The organism is Streptosporangium sp. NBC_01755 (assembly GCF_035917995.1).
Taxonomy (GTDB): domain Bacteria; phylum Actinomycetota; class Actinomycetes; order Streptosporangiales; family Streptosporangiaceae; genus Streptosporangium.
The window spans coordinates 2,275,393-2,292,197 of record NZ_CP109131.1 but is presented as its reverse complement, the minus strand read 5'-3'; the positions used below and the strand labels follow the sequence as shown (position 1 = coordinate 2,292,197).

11 protein-coding genes are annotated in these 16,805 nt (G+C 70.4%); 10 read left to right on the top strand and 1 reads right to left on the bottom strand.

Going from position 1 to position 16,805, the window contains the following annotated elements; all coding sequences use genetic code 11:
• Positions 1 to 107: 107 nt before the first annotated feature.
• From OG884_RS10420 to OG884_RS10375, 10 genes are all read left to right on the top strand, one after another.
• The gene (locus tag OG884_RS10420; protein WP_326644492.1) at positions 108 to 476 is read left to right on the top strand and encodes a hypothetical protein; all 369 of its coding nucleotides are present in this window, start codon (positions 108 to 110) and stop codon (positions 474 to 476) included.
• Positions 464 to 772 carry an MGMT family protein gene (locus OG884_RS10415; RefSeq protein WP_326644490.1) on the top strand — a complete coding sequence of 103 codons (309 nt, stop codon included), beginning with the start codon at positions 464 to 466 and terminating at the stop codon, positions 770 to 772. Before OG884_RS10420 ends, OG884_RS10415 begins: the two co-directional genes overlap by 13 nt.
• A 218-nt stretch (positions 773 to 990) precedes the next feature.
• The gene (locus OG884_RS10410; RefSeq protein WP_326644488.1) at positions 991 to 3,786 is read left to right on the top strand and encodes a CDP-glycerol glycerophosphotransferase family protein; all 2,796 of its coding nucleotides are present in this window, start codon (positions 991 to 993) and stop codon (positions 3,784 to 3,786) included.
• A 295-nt stretch (positions 3,787 to 4,081) separates the two neighbouring features.
• Positions 4,082 to 7,261 carry an ATP-dependent helicase gene (locus OG884_RS10405; protein ID WP_326644486.1) on the top strand — a complete coding sequence of 1,060 codons (3,180 nt, stop codon included), beginning with the start codon at positions 4,082 to 4,084 and terminating at the stop codon, positions 7,259 to 7,261.
• A 220-nt stretch (positions 7,262 to 7,481) separates the two neighbouring features.
• Positions 7,482 to 10,778, top strand: coding sequence for an ATP-dependent helicase (locus OG884_RS10400; protein WP_326644484.1), 3,297 nt, complete (start codon positions 7,482 to 7,484; stop codon positions 10,776 to 10,778).
• A 98-nt stretch (positions 10,779 to 10,876) separates the two neighbouring features.
• Positions 10,877 to 11,092 carry a hypothetical protein gene (locus OG884_RS10395; RefSeq protein ID WP_326644482.1) on the top strand — a complete coding sequence of 72 codons (216 nt, stop codon included), beginning with the start codon at positions 10,877 to 10,879 and terminating at the stop codon, positions 11,090 to 11,092.
• Positions 11,089 to 11,535: a hypothetical protein gene (locus OG884_RS10390; protein WP_326644480.1), complete on the top strand. Its 447-nt coding sequence runs from the start codon at positions 11,089 to 11,091 to the stop codon at positions 11,533 to 11,535. Before OG884_RS10395 ends, OG884_RS10390 begins: the two co-directional genes overlap by 4 nt.
• A gap of 235 nt (positions 11,536 to 11,770) precedes the next feature.
• Positions 11,771 to 12,964 carry a cytochrome P450 gene (locus OG884_RS10385; RefSeq protein WP_326644478.1) on the top strand — a complete coding sequence of 398 codons (1,194 nt, stop codon included), beginning with the start codon at positions 11,771 to 11,773 and terminating at the stop codon, positions 12,962 to 12,964.
• Positions 12,965 to 13,243: 279 nt separating this feature from the next.
• The gene (locus tag OG884_RS10380; protein WP_326644476.1) at positions 13,244 to 14,368 is read left to right on the top strand and encodes an RNA-guided endonuclease InsQ/TnpB family protein; all 1,125 of its coding nucleotides are present in this window, start codon (positions 13,244 to 13,246) and stop codon (positions 14,366 to 14,368) included.
• 156 nt (positions 14,369 to 14,524) lie between these two features.
• Positions 14,525 to 15,469: a hypothetical protein gene (locus OG884_RS10375; protein ID WP_326644474.1), complete on the top strand. Its 945-nt coding sequence runs from the start codon at positions 14,525 to 14,527 to the stop codon at positions 15,467 to 15,469.
• A 408-nt stretch (positions 15,470 to 15,877) separates the two neighbouring features.
• Here the strand turns inward: OG884_RS10375 and OG884_RS10370 are convergent, their stop codons facing one another.
• A complete protein-coding gene (locus OG884_RS10370) occupies positions 15,878 to 16,681 on the bottom strand; it encodes an SAM-dependent methyltransferase (RefSeq protein WP_326644472.1) in 804 nt (267 codons plus the stop codon).
• Between the last annotated feature and the right edge of the window lie 124 nt (positions 16,682 to 16,805).

The following is a 16,805-nucleotide window of genomic DNA, read 5'->3' as shown; positions in this document are numbered from 1 at the left end:
AGTTTGAAGTCAATTAGAACGCGTTTAGGACACCGTTCGGATGCGGTAGCCCGAATGTCTGGATTTACACTCCGAGAAACCTGGAAGGTTCGCTATTCTCCCGCGTCATGGGGTACGAGTTGCGCGTGGAGCGCCCTGCGCCTCTCGCCTTCGCGGAACTCGCGACTGTGCTGGGGCAGGCGGGGTTCGAGTTCAGAGGATCGCAGGAGTCAGGGGAGGTCCTGGCCCGCCACAACGGCGCGGTTCATGCCATAGCGCTATGGAACGGCCGGTTGTCCGGCGCCCCCGGATCGGACTGGCAGGTGGCCCAGCTGGCACGCGTGTCCGCTCTGCTGGGAGCGCGGCTGGTCGGTGAGGACGGCGAGTCCTACGCGATCCGCGGCGGTCTGGTCGAGCAGCTGAACGGCTCGGTGGCCTACGAGTTCGGCAAGCTCGATGAGATCCTCACGGCCGGGCCGACCGTATGGAGCCAGTAGGCCATCCCACCCCGTACGCCGAGCGGGTGCTGGACCTGGTCGAGCGCATTCCGCCCGGCATGGTGATGTCCTACGGCGACATCGCCGAGTACCTCGGCGAGGGGGGCCCACGCCAGGTCGGCAGGGTGATGTCCACCTGGGGCGGGGGCGTGCCCTGGTGGCGCGTCGTGCATGCCGACGGCACCCCGCCACCCGGCCACGAGCAGCGATGCCTGGTGAACTGGCGCGAGGAGGGGACTCCGCTCAGGGGCGCCCGAGTCGATATACAGGAGGCCAGATGGGACGGAAACCCGTAGATCACAAAAGCCTGTAAATCCTACAGACCCGTAAATCGCAGCGTAACCGGGCCTGCTGTGGCGCACTACCATGGCCTAGGACAGCGCTCTGTCCGAAAGGCGGTGCTTTCCCCATGGCCATCGGTGCCACTCCCGCGCGAGCCGGCGGCGACCCTGTCGTTGATCGCCTTCGGGTCGTCCAGGATCTCTGCGACCGGGGAGAACCCCTCGAATCGATCATGGCTGAGGTGCTGGCCGACGGGCTGAAACCGGATGAGCGTCGCCGGTTCGACGCCGACGCGCTGGCCGGGCCGCTGGGTTCCCGGCTGGACATCGTGACCAAGCGGGGCGCCGCACGGCGCCGCGAGTTCGTCACGCTCCTGAAGCCGTATGTGACCGGTGTCGACGCGAGGGTCAAGCGAGACCTGCCGGTCGCCCGCAGGATCGCCTTTCATCTGATCGAGCACCGCGAGATCGACGACCTCGCCGACGGCGAAGCGCTGCAGAAGCTCGTGGCCGCCGCCGCGGAGCCGTCCAGGCGCGTCCGCAAGAAACTCCGCTGGTACGCGGACCTGCCGCTCCAGGACGAGCTGCCCGAGGCCCTGTTCCGGCTGCGGGCGGCGGACCTCATCCCGATGACCCAGATCGAGGACGTCTCCTGGTCCGGCGGGCGGCTGCACGTCAGCGGCCACGCCTATCTGGCCGGGTTGTCGGTGCGTAGTCGCCGATTCAACAGGGCCACGGTGGTGCTGCGCGGCCCGCGCTGGCTGCCGCCGGTGCGGCTGCGCACCCGGAGGGTCTTCCACCCCGAGGCGACCCACGGCGCGGAAGAGGCCGGCTGCAACTACGACTGGTCCGGTTTCACCGCCGAGCTGGGCCCGTGGTCGCTGCGCTGGCGTTCCGCGGTGCGGGCCGTCGTACGCGGCGGCAAGCGGCTGCTGCGCCACCGCGCCACGGTGCAGGACACCACCACCTGGCGCGCCGAGATCGTGATCTGGAGCAGGGGCGCCCGCGCCGGCGGCCTGCTGCGCGGCCCCTCCACCGGCCGTACCGAGCGCCCATCGGGGCTCGACCTCGGTGGGGGCTGGTGGATCCGCCCCGTCTGGACCTCCGACCGGGCACTCCAGGTGGTGCTGCAGCCCACCAGGGCCGAACTGACCGGCGTGAAGCTGGACGGCGAGCGGCTGGAGGTCCAGGTCTTCCTGCCGGGCAAGGAGGCGAGCAGGGGCCACGCCCGGCTGGACGGTCACCGGATCGCCGCGGACTTCACACCCGTAGACGGCGGCACCGCGGTCGTCGTGCCGCTCGCCGTGGCCTCCCTGCTGGAGGAACGCGACGGCGGCCGTCTCTGGATCGAGCCCAAGGGCGACCCGGCGGCCTCCGTCATGATCGGCAAGGCGGAGGAGAGCCGTACGGTCGTCGGGGACCGTGAGATCACCGTGCTGCGTGACCGGCGTGACCGGGTGAGCGTCTCCGCGCACCGGATCCGCCCGGTCGTCACCGCCGCGACCTGGGACGAGCAGGGTGCGCTCACCCTGGAGGGCTCCTACCCGGGCTCCGGCGCGGCCGAGCTGACCCTCAAGCACCGCAGCGGGCTGATCCACGCCGTCCCCCTGGAGCGGGAGGGCTCCCGTTTCACGGTGCGGATCGCGGCCGCCGCGATGCCCCGTTTCGGGGACACGGTCCCGCTGGGCAGCGGCACCTGGAGCATGGCGGTCCGCGACCCGGCCGGCCAGATCGTCCCGTTCCGCGTCGACCACGCCATTCTCGACGGGCTGGACGAGGACACGAAGATCCGCGACGGCCGTGAATACCGCCTGATCTCCACCCGCTTCGACATTCCGGTGCTGTCCGTCGCCGAGCACCGCCCCGACGACGAGAAGGGCGCCGGCGGCCTGTACGCGCTGCGCCGCGGCTTCTACCCCGCGGAGCGGACCCGCGAGCTGAACGACGCGGTCGTCTACGTCGCCTACGACGGACGGCAGTACGAGGGCAACGTCCGCGCGATCTACGAGGAGCGCGTGCGGCGCGGCGACGCCGGAGAGCACGTCTGGGTGGTCAAGGACGGCGCGTTCAGGCCTCCGGGCCCCGCGGAGCTCGGCTTCGGCGAGGGTGAGGGGCCGACCGTGGTGCGCGCGGGCAGCCGCGAGCACTACGCGGTGCTGGCCCGCTCGCGGTACGTGGTGACCAACGGCTTCCTGCCGCCGTGGTTCCGGGCGCGAGAGGACCAGACGGTCGTGCAGACCTGGCACGGCACCCCGGTCAAGCGCCTGGGCAACGATCTGCCGCACATGTCCCGTGACCCCAGGCCGCCGGCCTGGCACCGGCAGGCGGTCGAGGTGCGCGGCTGGGACCTGCTGGTCTCCCAGAGTCCCTGGGCGACCCGGGTACTGCGCAAGGCGTTCGGCTACCAGGGCGAGGTCCTGGAGAGCGGCAACCCGCGCAACGACGTGCTGGTGGCCCCCGACCGTGACGAGATGGCGGCGCGGGTGCGCGCCGGGCTCGGCATCGCCGAGGGCGCCAAGGTGGTGCTCTACGCGCCGACCTACCGCGACTACGACCGCAAGAACGCCTCGATCCGCCTGGACCTGGCCGAGGCGCACCGGGTGCTCGGCCCCGGCCACGAGTTCCTGATCAGGGCGCACTCGATGCAGGCGGCGCCCAACGTGCCCGTCGGCCTCGGACGCGACGTCACGACATATCCCGATATTACGGATCTGCTGCTGATCGCGGACGTGCTGATCACGGACTACTCGTCGGTCATGTTCGACTTCGCGGCGACCGGCAGGCCGATGCTCTTCTTCACGCACGACCTGCAGCGCTACTCGTCCAAGCGGGGCATGTACCTCGACCTGGCCGCCGAGGCCCCCGGACCGCTGCTCTCCAGCGGGGCGGAGGTCATCAAGGCACTGCGGTCGATCGACGAGGTGGCCGTCGCCCACGCCGAGCGGTACGACCTCTTCCAGCGCACCTACGCGCCCCGCGACGACGGCAAGGCCACGGCCCGGCTCGTCGACCACGTCTTTCCCTCCTGAGCGGTTCCCTGGGGCGACCGTGAGCGGTTCCCAGGGGCTGCCGTGAGCGGCCCTCGGGACGGCCGCCCGGCTGCTGAATCCCTTCCAGAGGGCTGCGGCGCAGGTCAGCGCCGTGCCCCGGCCATTAACCCCACCCGGTTCCGCCCGTAGCCCGCCCCGCCGGGGCGGGAGTCCGCCATGCCGTACCCGCCGACTCGGCACGATCATCGTCCGGGATCTGGTGGAATGGCGAGTTGTGAGTGGTCAGGACTGGCGGCTGGTACGTCGTGAGGGTGCGGGGAGAGCTGTTGCCCCTGTGCTGGACGAGCACCAGCGGGCGGTGGTGGCCCACGAGAGCGGCCCGCTCCTCGTGCTCGCCGGGCCGGGCACCGGCAAGACCACCACGATCGTGGAGACCGTCGTCGACAGGATCGAGCGCCGGGGCGTCGACCCCGAGCGGGTGCTCGTCCTCACCTTCAGCCGAAAGGCCGCCGAGGAGCTGCGCGAGCGCATCACGGCCCGGATGCGCCGTACCACCCGCACCCCGCTCTCCCTCACCTTCCACAGCTACGCCTACGCGCTGCTCCGCCGCGAGGCGATGATCGCGGGAGGGGTGTCGCCACGCCTGCTGACCGGCCCCGAGCAGCTCCTGGAGATCCGTCGCCTGCTCCACGGCGAGCTGGAGGACGGCGCCGTCCACTGGCCGCAGGACGTGCACGAGGCGCTCAAGACGCGTGGCTTCGCCTCCGAGCTCCGCGACTTCCTGGCCCGCGCCGCCGAACGCGGCCTCGACGGGCCGGAGCTGGTCGAGCTGGGCCGCCGCCACGGCCGCTCCGACTGGGTGGCCGCCGGAGGGTTCGCGGACCGCTACCAGGCCAGGTTCGACCTCGACCTCGAACCGGTGCTCGACTACGCGGAGCTGATCCGGGCGGCGGGGGCACTGCTCTCCGACCCCGAGGTGCGCGCCCGCGAGCGATCGGCGTACGACGCCGTCTTCGTCGACGAGTACCAGGACACCGACCCCGCCCAGGAGTTCCTGCTCCAGCAGCTGGCGGGGGAGGGGCGCGACCTGGTCGCGGTCGGCGATCCCGACCAGTCGATCTACGGTTTCCGCGGCGCCGACGTCCGAGGGATCATGAACTTCCCCGACCGGTTCCGCGACGCCGACGGCGCGAAGGCCCCTGTCATCGCGCTGCGCGTCTGCCGTCGCAGCGGCCGGGACCTGCTGCGGGCCACCCGCCGCGTCACCGCCCGGCTGCCCGCCACCCCCGGCGGCGCCACCCACCGCGACCTGCGCGCGCTGCCGGACGCCGACCCCGGTGACGTACGGGTGCTGGTGGCCGACGGGGCACCTCAGGAGGCGGCGATCGTGGCCGACACGCTCCGCCGGGCGCACCTGCTGGACGGCGTCCCCTGGTCACGGATGGCGGTGCTGGTCCGCTCCGCGACCCGTCAGGTGCCGCTGCTGCGCCGTGCCCTGGTCACCGCCGGGGTGCCGGTCGTGGTCGGCGGCGGCGAGGTGCCGCTGTTCCAGGAACCGGGCGTCCGGCCGTTGATCAGACTCATCCAGGTGGCGCTCCACCCGGAGACCCTCGACGAGGGGGTGGCCGAAGAGCTGCTGACCGGCGCGCTCGGCGGCACCGACATGATCGGTGTGCGCCGCCTCCGTCGCGCCCTGCGGATCGCCGAGCACGAGGCGCTGGCCCACCCCGGCGAGTACGAGGCGGCCGAGATACCCGAGGCGGCCGAGATGGCCGAGATGGCGGAGCGCGAGGCCCCGGGCCCTCGCTCCTCGGGAGAACTGCTGGTCGCGGCGCTGCAGGACGCACGGGAGCTGGTGCGGGTGGATGAGCAGGTCGCGCTGCCCGCCGAGCGGCTCGCCGGTCTCATCTCCGCCGCCGCCGAGGCCGTACGGAAGGGCGGCACCGCGGAAGACGTGCTGTGGACGGTCTGGGAGGCCACCGGGCTGGCCAGGAAGTGGACGGACGTCAGCCTCAGGGGCGGTGTCAGGGGCACCATGGCCGACCGCGACCTCGACGCCGTCGTGGCGCTGTTCGACCACACGGCCAGGTTCGTCGACCGGCTCCCGCACGCCGGGGTGGACGTGTTCGTCGACGACCTGGTCGCCCAGGAGATCCCCGGCGACTCCCTCGCCGATCGGGCCCCCGACGGGGACAAGGTCCGCATCCTCACCGCGCACCGCTCCAAGGGCCTGGAATGGGACGTGGTGGTCGTCGCCGGGGTCCAGGAGGGCGCCTGGCCGGACCTGCGGCTGCGCGGGTCCATCCTGAGCACCGACGACATGGTCGCCAGGGCCGAGGGCTCCGAGCACGAGAACCCGGCGGCCGTCTCCGCCGCGCTCGCCTCCCAGCTGCTGGCCGAGGAGCGCCGACTGTTCTACGTGGCCGCCACCAGGGCCAGGAGCAGGCTCATCGTCACCGCCGTGGGAGGTGACGACACCGAGGAGCGGCCCTCCCGCTTCCTCACCGAGTTGGTCCCCGGCTCGACCGAGGAGGCGGGCGTCGACGAGCGCTCCCGCTGGCTGAGCATGTCCGCGCTGGTGGCCGACCTGCGGTCGGCGGTCACCGACTCCACCAGGCCGGAACCGCTGCGCAGGGCAGCGGCCGGGCACCTGGCCAGGCTCGCCGCCGAGGGGGTGCCCGGCGCCCACCCCAACGACTGGTACGCCCTCACCCCCATCTCCGACGACCGCCCACTGAGCTGGCCCGACGACATCGTGCGCGTCTCGCCCTCGGCGGTGGAGAGCTTCAGCAAGTGCGGCCTGCGCTGGCTGCTCGAAACCTCGGTGGGCGCGGGCGGCACCGACGCGGCCCGCGGTCTGGGCACCGTCGTCCACGCGCTGGCGGTCCTCGCCGCGACGGGCATGCCCACCGAGGAGACCCTCGGCAAGCGCCTGGACGAGGTCTGGCACGAGCTCGATTTCGGCGGTGTCTGGTACAACCGCAAGCAGCGCGCGGTCGCCGAGGAGATGATCTCCAAATTCGTCGCCTGGCACGAGAACAACCCCAGGACACTGGTCGGCCTGGAGGAGGCGTTCACGGCCATGGTCTCCGAGGGCGTGCAGATCAAGGGCCGGGTCGACCGGGTCGAGCGCGACGGCGAGGGCCGAGCTGTGATCATCGATATCAAGACCGGCAAGAACGGTCCGAAGGACGCCGAGCTCGAACGCCACCCCCAGCTCGGCGTCTACCAGCTCGCCGCGCTGCTGGGCGCCTTCCAGCGGCACGGCCTGACCGAGCCGGGCGGCGCGGCCCTGGTCCAGGTGGGCGACGCGGCGGGCAAGAAGCAGGCCAAGGAGCAGGCGCAACCTCCCCTGTCGGACGACCCGGAGCCCGGCTGGGCCAGGGACATGGTCGACACCGTCGCCGTCGGCATGTCGGGGCCGTTCTTCCAGGCCAAGGTCAACGACGGCTGCCGTACCTGCGCGGTGCGGTCGAGCTGCCCGGTCAGCAAGAACGGAGACCAGGTGTGCTGAGCCGCCTCGGCGTGGAGCGTCTCCAGCATCCGGCACCGGCCCTCGCGCATCTCCGCGTGGAGCGTCTCCAGCATCCGGCACCGGCCCTCGCGCATCTCCGCGTGGAGCGTCTCCAGCATCCGGCACCGGCCCTCGCGCATCTCCGCGGCGCTCTTCGGCAGAGCGCCCGGCACGGAGGCCTCGGGCACCGGGGCCGTGTCGCGCCCGCCGGGGGCGCGGCGTGCTGAGCCCGGTTCAGCTGGCCGCCAAGCTGGGCATCCTGCCGCCGACCCCAGAACAGGCGGCCGTGATCGAGGCCGGCCTCGAACCCATGGTCGTGATGGCCGGGGCCGGGTCGGGCAAGAGCGAGACCATGGCCGGGCGCGTCGTCTGGCTGGTCGCCAACGGGCTGCTCCGCCCCGAACAGGTGCTCGGCCTGACCTTCACCAGGAAGGCCGCCGCGGAGCTGGCCGCACGGGTGCGTGAGCGGCTCAACGGTCTCGTCGAGGTCGGGCAGGTGCCCGCGGAGCTGATGGAGGGCGAGCCGACCATCTCGACGTACCACGCCTACGCGGCCCGCCTGGTCACCGAGCACGCCCTGCGCGAGGCGCTGGAACCGACCATGCGCCTGGTCTCCCCGGCCGTCTCCTGGCAGCTCGCCAGCCGGGTGGTCAGCGCGTACGACGGGCCGATGGAGCAGGTCGAGTGGAGCCCGGCGACCGTCACCCGGGCGGTGCTCGAACTGGCCGGTGAGCTGGCCGAGCACCTGCGCACCCCGCAGGACGTGCGCGACGTCGGCGCCCGGCTCGCCCAGCGGTACGCCAAGCTGCCCGGCACCCCGACCAAGGAGCAGCGCAGACCGCTGCTCACCCAGCGGGTCAGGGAGCAGCTGCTACCGCTGGTCGAGGCGTACGACCGGCTCAAGCGCGGCCGGGAGGTGGTCGACCACGGAGACCAGATGGCGCTGGCCGCCAGGATCGCCGCCAGGCACGCCGACGTCGGCGAGATCGAGCGCGGGCGGTTCGCCGTGGTCCTGCTCGACGAGTACCAGGACACCAGTCACGCCCAGCTCGTCCTGCTCCGTGCCCTGTTCGGCGGCGGCCACCCGGTGACGGCGGTGGGCGACCCCTGCCAGTCCATCTACGGCTGGCGCGGCGCCTCGGCGGGCAACCTCACCCGGTTTCCCCGTGACTTCAGGACCGCCTCGGGGGAGCTCGCGCCCGTCAACCGCCTGTCGATCAGCTTCCGCAACGGCGACGCCGTGCTGGACGTCGCCGCCCGGCTCCAGCTGCCGCTCCGGATGGAGGCCAGGGAGGTGCCGGTCCTAGTGCCCGGTAAGAACCGGGTCGAGCGCGGCCGGGTGATGTGCGCCTTCCACGAGACCGCGGACGACGAGGCGCGCTGGGTCGCCCTGGAGATCGCCAGGGTGCTGGGCGTCGAGAGCGCGCCCGACGGCATGCCCTGGAGTGACGGCGAGCGTAAGAAGGCCAAGCAGAGCATGTGGGGCGGGCCGCAGTCGCTCCAGCCGCACGACGTGGCGATCCTGGCGCGCAAACGCTCGCAGTTCCCCGCGCTCCGCAAGGCCCTGGAGGAGCGCGGTATCCCGGTAGAGGTCGTCGGCCTGGGCGGCCTGCTCCTCGTGCCGGAGATCGCCGACATCGTCTCCACCCTGCGCGTGATCTACGACCCGAGCGCGGGGGACGCCCTGGTACGGCTGCTGTCAGGCCCCCGCTGGCGGATCGGCCCCGCCGACCTCAAGGAGCTGGGTGAGCGGGCCCGCGAGCTGAACCGGGAGACCCGCGAGGGTGCCTCGCCGGTGGCCGACCCGCTGGACCAGGTCGTGGCCGACATGGCCGAGGAGCGTGGCAGCCTGGTCGACGCCCTCGACGAACTGCCCGATCGTCCCGCCTGGCAGGACCTGTTCTCCCCCCTGGCCAGGGTGCGGCTGGTCGCCATGGCCCAGGAGTTGCGCCTGCTGCGCGCCCACACCGGCCAGCCGCTGCCCGACCTGATCCTGGAGATCGAGCGCAGGCTCGGCCTGGACATCGAGGTGGCGGCCAGGGGGACGGCCGTCGGCCCGTTCGCCGCCCGCGCCGACCTCGACGCCTTCCTGGACGCCGCCGCCCGGTTCGCCGGAGACTCCGAGGATCCGACGCTGGGCGCGTTCCTGGCGTTCCTGAAGGCGGCGGACGAGGAGGAGAACGGCTTGGACGCCGGGCGGGTGGGCGAGAGCAACAGCGTGAAGCTGATGACGGTCCATGCCTCCAAGGGGCTGGAATGGCCGGTCGTGGTGGTGCCCGGCCTCTCCCAAGCGCTGTCGAAGGCCGGGACGCTCACCGTCGGCACCGTGTTCCCCGCCCGCTCCACGACCAGCCCGAAGTGGACGGAGAACCCCCGAAAGCTGCCCTACCCGCTCCGCGGAGACGCCTCCGACCTGCCCGGGCTGGCCGGGCTGGCCAAGGAGGAGCTGGCCGACTTCGACGAGCGCTGCCGCGACCGCGACCTGCTTGAGGAGCGCCGCCTGGCGTACGTCGCCGTCACCCGCGCCCACTACCTGCTGCTCGCCTCCGGCTACCGCTGGGGCACCGCGTCCAAGCCGCTGGAGCCGTCGGACTTCCTGCTGGAGATCCGCGAGACCTGCGGCAGGGTGGCCCTCTGGGCCCCGGAGATGGAGAAGGGCGCCGTCAACCCGCTTCTCGCCGAGCCGGCCGAGTCCCGGTGGCCGATCGAGCCGGACGATGCCCGCTACGCCGCCGTTCTCGACGGCGCCACCATGGTCGAGGCCGCCCTCGCTGCCTTCGCCGGAGGGCCCGCTCCCGTCTCCTCCGAGCTGCGGGGGTGGGACAGGGAGCGGGCGAAGGCGTGGGAGCGGGACATCGAGCTCCTGCTCAGGGAGCGGGAGGTGAACCGGCGGCGCGGTGTCGGCCGGGTGGAGCTGCCCACCCACCTGACCGTCTCCTCCCTCGTCACACTGGCCTCCGACCCCAAGGCGCTGGCCAGGCAGATCCGGCGCCCGGTGCCCAGGAAGCCCGCGCCGCTGGCCCGCCGGGGCACCTCCTTCCACCGCTGGCTGGAGGGGCGCTGGGGCCAGCAACGGCTGATGGACGAGTTCGAGCTGCCCGGCGCGTCCGACGACTTCGAGGAGACCGACGCCCACCTAGACCAGCTGCGTGACCGCTTCGAGGAGAGCGAGTGGGCGGGCAGGGAACCGCTCGACGTCGAGGTCCCCTTCGAGACCGTGATCGCCGACCGGGTGGTCCGCGGCCGGATGGACGCGGTCTTCCAGATCTCCGAAGGGCGCTACGAGGTCGTCGACTGGAAGACCGGCCGGCGTCCCAGCGGGAAGAAGGCCGAGGCTGCCGCCTCCGTCCAGCTCGCCGCCTACCGGCTGGCCTGGTCCCACCTGGCCGCCGTCCCGCTGGACCAGGTGGGTGCGGCCTTCCACTACGTCCTGTTGGGCAAGACGGTCCGCCCCGTCGACCTCCTTGACGAGGCCGGCCTCGTCGCCCTCATCGAGTCGGTCCCCAAACTCCCCTAAAACTCCGCACAGTGAACGCAACGCTCTCGGCACAGTCGACTACTTAGCATGATTCCACGCCGTGGACGCCGGAGTATGACTCAATTACCCTCATGAGTATGACCAAGCGGATCACGATCTCCCTGCCGGACGACCTCGCGGATGAAGCGCAGCAGTCCGGCAACGCCTCCGGCTACATCGCCGAGGCTCTGCGGGAACAGCGCCGCATCAAGGACGGCATGGCGGCTCTGGAGCGCCTGTGGGGTCCGGACTGGCAGGGGGACATCACCGATGCCGACCGGGAGCGCGCGAACCGCCTGTTCGGTGCGGCATGACACCGGGAGATGGGGGACTGACCGGTCACGTCCTCGACCTCGATGCGATTCACCACCTGCTCGACGCCAAGAGCAACTACGGTCGTGAGATCGTCCGCCAGTCGGTGCTGCGTAACACCACGCTTCTGCTGCCCGCGGTGGCCGCGCAGTGCGTGGCCGGATTCCGGCCCCATCAGGCCGAGGCGCTCTTCTCGGTGCCGGTGGTGACGATCGGAGGTCTTCCTGTCGCCGATGTCCTGAGCGCCGCCCAACTCGGCCCGAAGATGTGGGCGAACCTGGAGCAGCACGCACCGGGCCGTCTTGCCGGGGCAGAGGTCGGGGCGGTTCTCGCGGCCGCACATGCCGTGATCCTGGCCGAAGCGCGCGGAGGCTGGCGAATCATCACCTCCGCGCCGCATCTGTACTACGGCATCCCCGATGTTCGACTGGAAATCCTGCCCTGAGCGCCTTCCACGAACATGCTGCCGTGCTGCTCGGCGCCGGGTCCGGCGCGCTGGTGGGGGTACGTCTGAACCGCACCTGGATCCACGCGTACGTCTGAACCGCACCTGGATCCACGCGTACGTCTGAACCGCACCTGGATCCACGCGTACGTCTGAACCGCACCTGGATCCACGCGTACGAGAGAACGCACGAGCCCGGCTGATCCCGGACCCGTCCCGACCAGAAAGGCACGCCATGACCATCATCGCCGACTCATGGGGCCTGCACGAGGGGCACTTCTGGCTACGGGGAAAACGGCCGGACCGGCCGGTGAGCTTCGACGCCGGCACCGGGACGTGGAACGTCTACGGCTACCCCGAGGTACTGCGGATTCTCGGCGACCCGAAGACGTTCTCCTCCGATACCGGCCGCGTGGTACCCGAGGTCGCCAGGCCCGCCGAGCGCAGCCTGACGCAGCTGGACCCGCCCATGCACAGCAAGCTTCGCAAGCTCGTCAGCCACGCCTTCACCCCGAAGGTCGTCGCCGACCTCGAACCGCGGATCGCCGAGCTGACCAACGAACTGCTCGACGCGGTGGCCGACACGGGCCGGCTGGAGCTGGTGGCGGACCTCGCCTACCCGCTGCCGGTCATCGTCATCGCGGAGCTGCTCGGGGTGCCCGGCTCCGACCGCTACCTGTTCAAGCAGTGGGTGGACAGGATGTTCGAGGGGTCCCAGCGGTTCTCGCTCGTCAACCGGAGCGAGGAGCAGGAGCGCAACCTTGAGTTCGTCATGGAACAGGCCAAACACCTGGCCGACTACCTCGGCGAACACGCCGCGGAGCGACGACTCAGGCCGCGCGCCGACCTGCTCACCCAGCTCGTCGAGGCGGAGGTGGACGGTGAGCGGCTCAGCCAGGCCGAGGTGGTGAACTTCGCCAACGTCCTGCTGATAGCCGGGCACATCACCACCACCATGCTGCTGGGCAACACGGTGCTCTGCCTGGACGCCCAGCCCGAGCGGTTCGCCCGCGCCCGTGCGGACCGCTCGACGATCCCCGCCGTGATCGAGGAGTCCCTGCGCTTCTTCAGCCCGTTCGCGGTCCTGGCCCGGGTCACCAACGTCGACGTCGAGTTCGGCGGCCGGCACGTGCCCGCCGACCAGCTGCTCATGGTGTGGATCGCGGCGGCCAACCGCGACCCCCGGCAGTTCGCCGACCCGGATGTCTTCGACCCGACCCGTGACCCCAACCCCCACCTCGGTCTCGGCCGGGGCATCCACTTCTGCCTCGGCGCGCCGCTGGCCCGCCTGGAGGGCCGGGTCGCGCTCGACATCCTGCTCGACCGCTTCCCGAACCTGCGCACCGACCCGGACGAGCCGCCGCTCTTCCTGCCGAGCCCCAACATGACCGGCGTACGGAAGCTGCCGCTGCTCACCTCCGCCGACTGAGCGGGCTGCTCCGCCAGGAGAAAAGGGGAGGTACGAACGGCACCCCGATTTGAGCGAAAGTTCCGGTCCGGTTCATCGTCCGTTCCGCTTCTCTGCACGTGATCAAGGTCACGCCCCCCTTACCAGGAGAAGTCAAGTGAACGGTGTAACCGACGGGCTCGCCACGACACTACGATTTGTTCAGCGATACCTGCCTAGCGAGGAACCCCGGGCGTTCATGCCCGGGAGGAATCGCATACGGTGCCGCGCGTTTGGCGAATCAACGCTATACTTCACAGCGTGAAATTCGTTGTGCAGGTCCGGCTGTTCCCCACGCCCGCCCAGGAGGCGGCGCTGGCAGACACGCTGCGCCTGTGCAACGACGCCGCCAACCTCGTCTCCGGTGTCGCGTGGGAGACGAAGGTGTTCCGCAACTACGACCTGCGGCTGCACTCCTACGGCGACCTGAAGGCCATGGGCCTGTCGGCCCAGCCCGCCCAGCACGTCATCAAGAAGGTCTCCGACGCGTACACGACGGTGAAAGCCCAGGTGAGTGCGGAGCTGCGCACGCCTCTGGCCAAGCCGATCGCCTTCCGCCCGGACGCGGCGCAGCCGTTCGACGATCGGTGCCTGTCCTGGCAGGTCGAGGCCCGCACCGTGTCCATCTGGACCACCGGCGGCCGGATGAAAGGCATCCGGTTCGCCTGCTCCGACGAGCAGGCCCGCGCACTGGCCGCCTACCGCAAGGGCGAATCCGACCTGATCCACCGAGACGGCATGTGGCTGCTCATCGCCACCTGCGACGTCCCCGATGCCGACGTCACCGAACCCGACGCCTTCCTCGGCGTTGACCTCGGCATCGCCAACATCGCCACCACCGGCGACGGCGAACGACACTCCGGCAGGCACCTGAACGCGGTCCGGCACCGCAACCGGGAACTCCGCCGCCGCCTGCAGGCCAGGCAGACCAAGTCCGCCAAGCGGCTCCTGAAGAGGCGCCGCCGTAAGGAGTCCCGGTTCGCCCGGGACGTTAACCACCGCATCTCCAAAAACATCGTGACCGAGGCTGCACGCACCGGACGCGGCATCGCCCTGGAAGACCTCCAGGGCATCCGTGAGCGGGTACGGCTCCGCAGGCCCCAGCGGGTCACGCTGCATTCGTGGTCGTTTCACCGGCTCGGCCGGTTCGTCGCCTACAAAGCCGCCCGCGCGGGTGTCGCCGTCGTCTACGTCGACCCGGCTTACACCTCGCAGGAGTGCTCGGCGTGCGGGCACGTCGACAAACGCAACCGGCCCAACCAGGAAACCTTCGCCTGTACGTCGTGCGGTTTCGCTGAGCACGCCGACGTCAACGCGGCCCGCAACATCGCCTCGCGCGGTGTGGCGTGCTGGGCAGTGAGTCACGCTGCCGACGACGCGGCCTGAACCGTCGAACCCATCGACGGCGAGGAGCTGCAAGCTCGGTCGTTTACGGCCGAGAAGCTGACCGCAGAGGGCCGCAATCTTGTTATTGGCGGCTGGCGCTCGTTTGGCGCGGCCTGAAACGACACCATGGATCTTCCCTGAAGGGCGGATGGCGCCGTGCTCCCTGACGAGTTCATCAACGGCTACGTGGACGACGTGGTCCGGTTACTGCCACGCCGGGGGCGGCGCGATGTGGCATTGGAGTTGCGCGCACTGCTGGTGGACGCACTCGCGGCCAAGGCCGAGGACGCGGGACGGGCCACCGACGAGGCGATGGCGCGGGAGCTGGTCATCGGTTTTGGTCGGCCCGCCGAGGTCGCCGCGCGGTACGGGCCGGTTTTCACGATCATCGACCCGGCCGATTCCCGCAGGTTCCTCTGGCTGACCGTGGCCGGTATGGGCTTCTTCGGGCTATTCATGTCGATGCCCGCCCTGATGAGGTTTCCGGTGAGCTCGAGGGCGGAGGTAGTCGGCTTGCTGGCGGAGTGGTGGAGGTTCTTCGGGCTGTACCTCCTGTGGTGGCCAGGACTGCTCGTGGTGTGCTTCGCCGTGACGGCCTGGCTGCGGCGGCGCCGGTCGGCGGCGGCCGCATGGGAGCCTCGGCGGAAGGATGGCGATCGGATCAGCCGGGCCGGCTACATTGTCCTGATCATTATGGACGCCTGCCTGATATCCGTACTGATCAACGCCGGAGCGCTGCTCGACTTCCTCTTCGAAAGGCAGGCGGCGGTCAAGAAGATCCACCAACTCTTCGCCATTGACGAGAACTTCCTCCGTTATTACGGTCCGTGGCTTCTGGGGCTACAGGTCGTGCACTGGGCCCTCTACCTGGTCCTGGTCGTGCAGGGGCGGTGGCGGTCGCTGACGCTGCGACTCGACATCGGCCTGACGTTCGCGATGTGCGGCGCCCTTGCCTGGGTCGTGCTCGCGGGCGCCATCTTCCAGGCGGGGCCGCTCAACCGGTGGGCGGAGTTCCTGGTTGTGCTGGTCATCCTGGGTGCCCTGGTCGACGCGGGCCTGAAAGTACGCCGCGAGTGGCGGCGGGCCGCCCCCTCCCCTTGACCTGATCTTGTCATCGGCGATCGCCTCAGGAGCCGACGGATGTCAGTGCGGTGTCCAGGGTTGGCGTAGATGGTCACCCGAGGCGAACCTGTCCGCTCGACAGCGCCGCTACACCGTCGACTAAGACCGGCCACATCTCAAACACCCACCAAGGCGCCGCGATCGGCCGTGATGGGTGTACGCATAGTGCCCGGAAAATGGTGATAAATCAGGTGAACGAACGACGGTGGGCACCCTCAGGTGGCTGACTGGCCAGAGGTTTTCCTTGATCTGGGCGATTAGGCACGTCCCCGGCGTGCCTAATCGCCCAGATCAAGAAAGGACTCCTGGCCGCGCTGATGAACGGCCCCGCCGCTCTTGAACCAACGGGCACATCACCTCTGGCCGCCCCTGAGACGGTGTGGCGCATCAGGGTTTGCGGCCTACTCCGACGTAGCCGATCGAAGTGTTTCGCTCGCCGAACAGGGGCGGATCGACAGGGCGCCAGTCCTTGGGGAACACCAGGCCGGGTTCGAGCAACTCATAGCCGTCGAAGAAGCGGGAGATCTCCGCGTGCGTGCGCAGGCTCAGCGACTCGGTGGCCCGCTTGTAGATCTCCAGGGCCTCCGGCGTGGTGTCAGGCTTGGCGTTGATCGCGTGACTGAGAACGAGGTGGCTGCCCGGCGCGCTCGCCTCGTACAGCCGCTGGGTGATCTGGTAGGCGCCCGCGCCGTCGGGGTTCTCGTCCGGGATGAAGTGCAGAATGGCCAGCAGCAGGAACGCCACGGGCCGACTGAAGTCGACGTGCTCGCGCAGCTCGGCCAGCAGCGTCTCCGGGGCCCGCGCGTCGGCGTGCACGATGGTGACGTTGTCGCCGTTCTCCAGGATCGCCCGGCTGTGCGCGCACACGACGGGGTCGTAGTCCACGTAGACCACGCGGGTGTCGGGCGCGACCGCGTGCGCGATCTCGTGTGTGTTGCCCCGCGTGGGTAGCCCGGAGCCCAGATCCACGATCTGCTGGACGCCCGACTCGACCAGATGGCGTACGGCACGTGCGAGGAACGCCCGGTTCTCCCTCGCGGAGTCGCGGGTCTCGGGGAAGATCTTCAGAATCTGCTCGGCTGCGGCCCGGTCGGCGGCGAAATTGTCCTTGCCGTCCAGGTAGTAGTCGTACATCCGGGCGATGTTAGGCACGTTCGGGTCGACCCCGGCTGGCGTAGCCTGATCTTCCACACTTTCTCCAGACTCTTCAGCATCCGTCTGGGGTTGATCTTAGAGAGTCTTTTGCACGTTGGCAGCAGGATGAGGTCATCGATGTGGGGCTTTGGCGGCGGACGCCGCCGGGGCCGGTGAACAG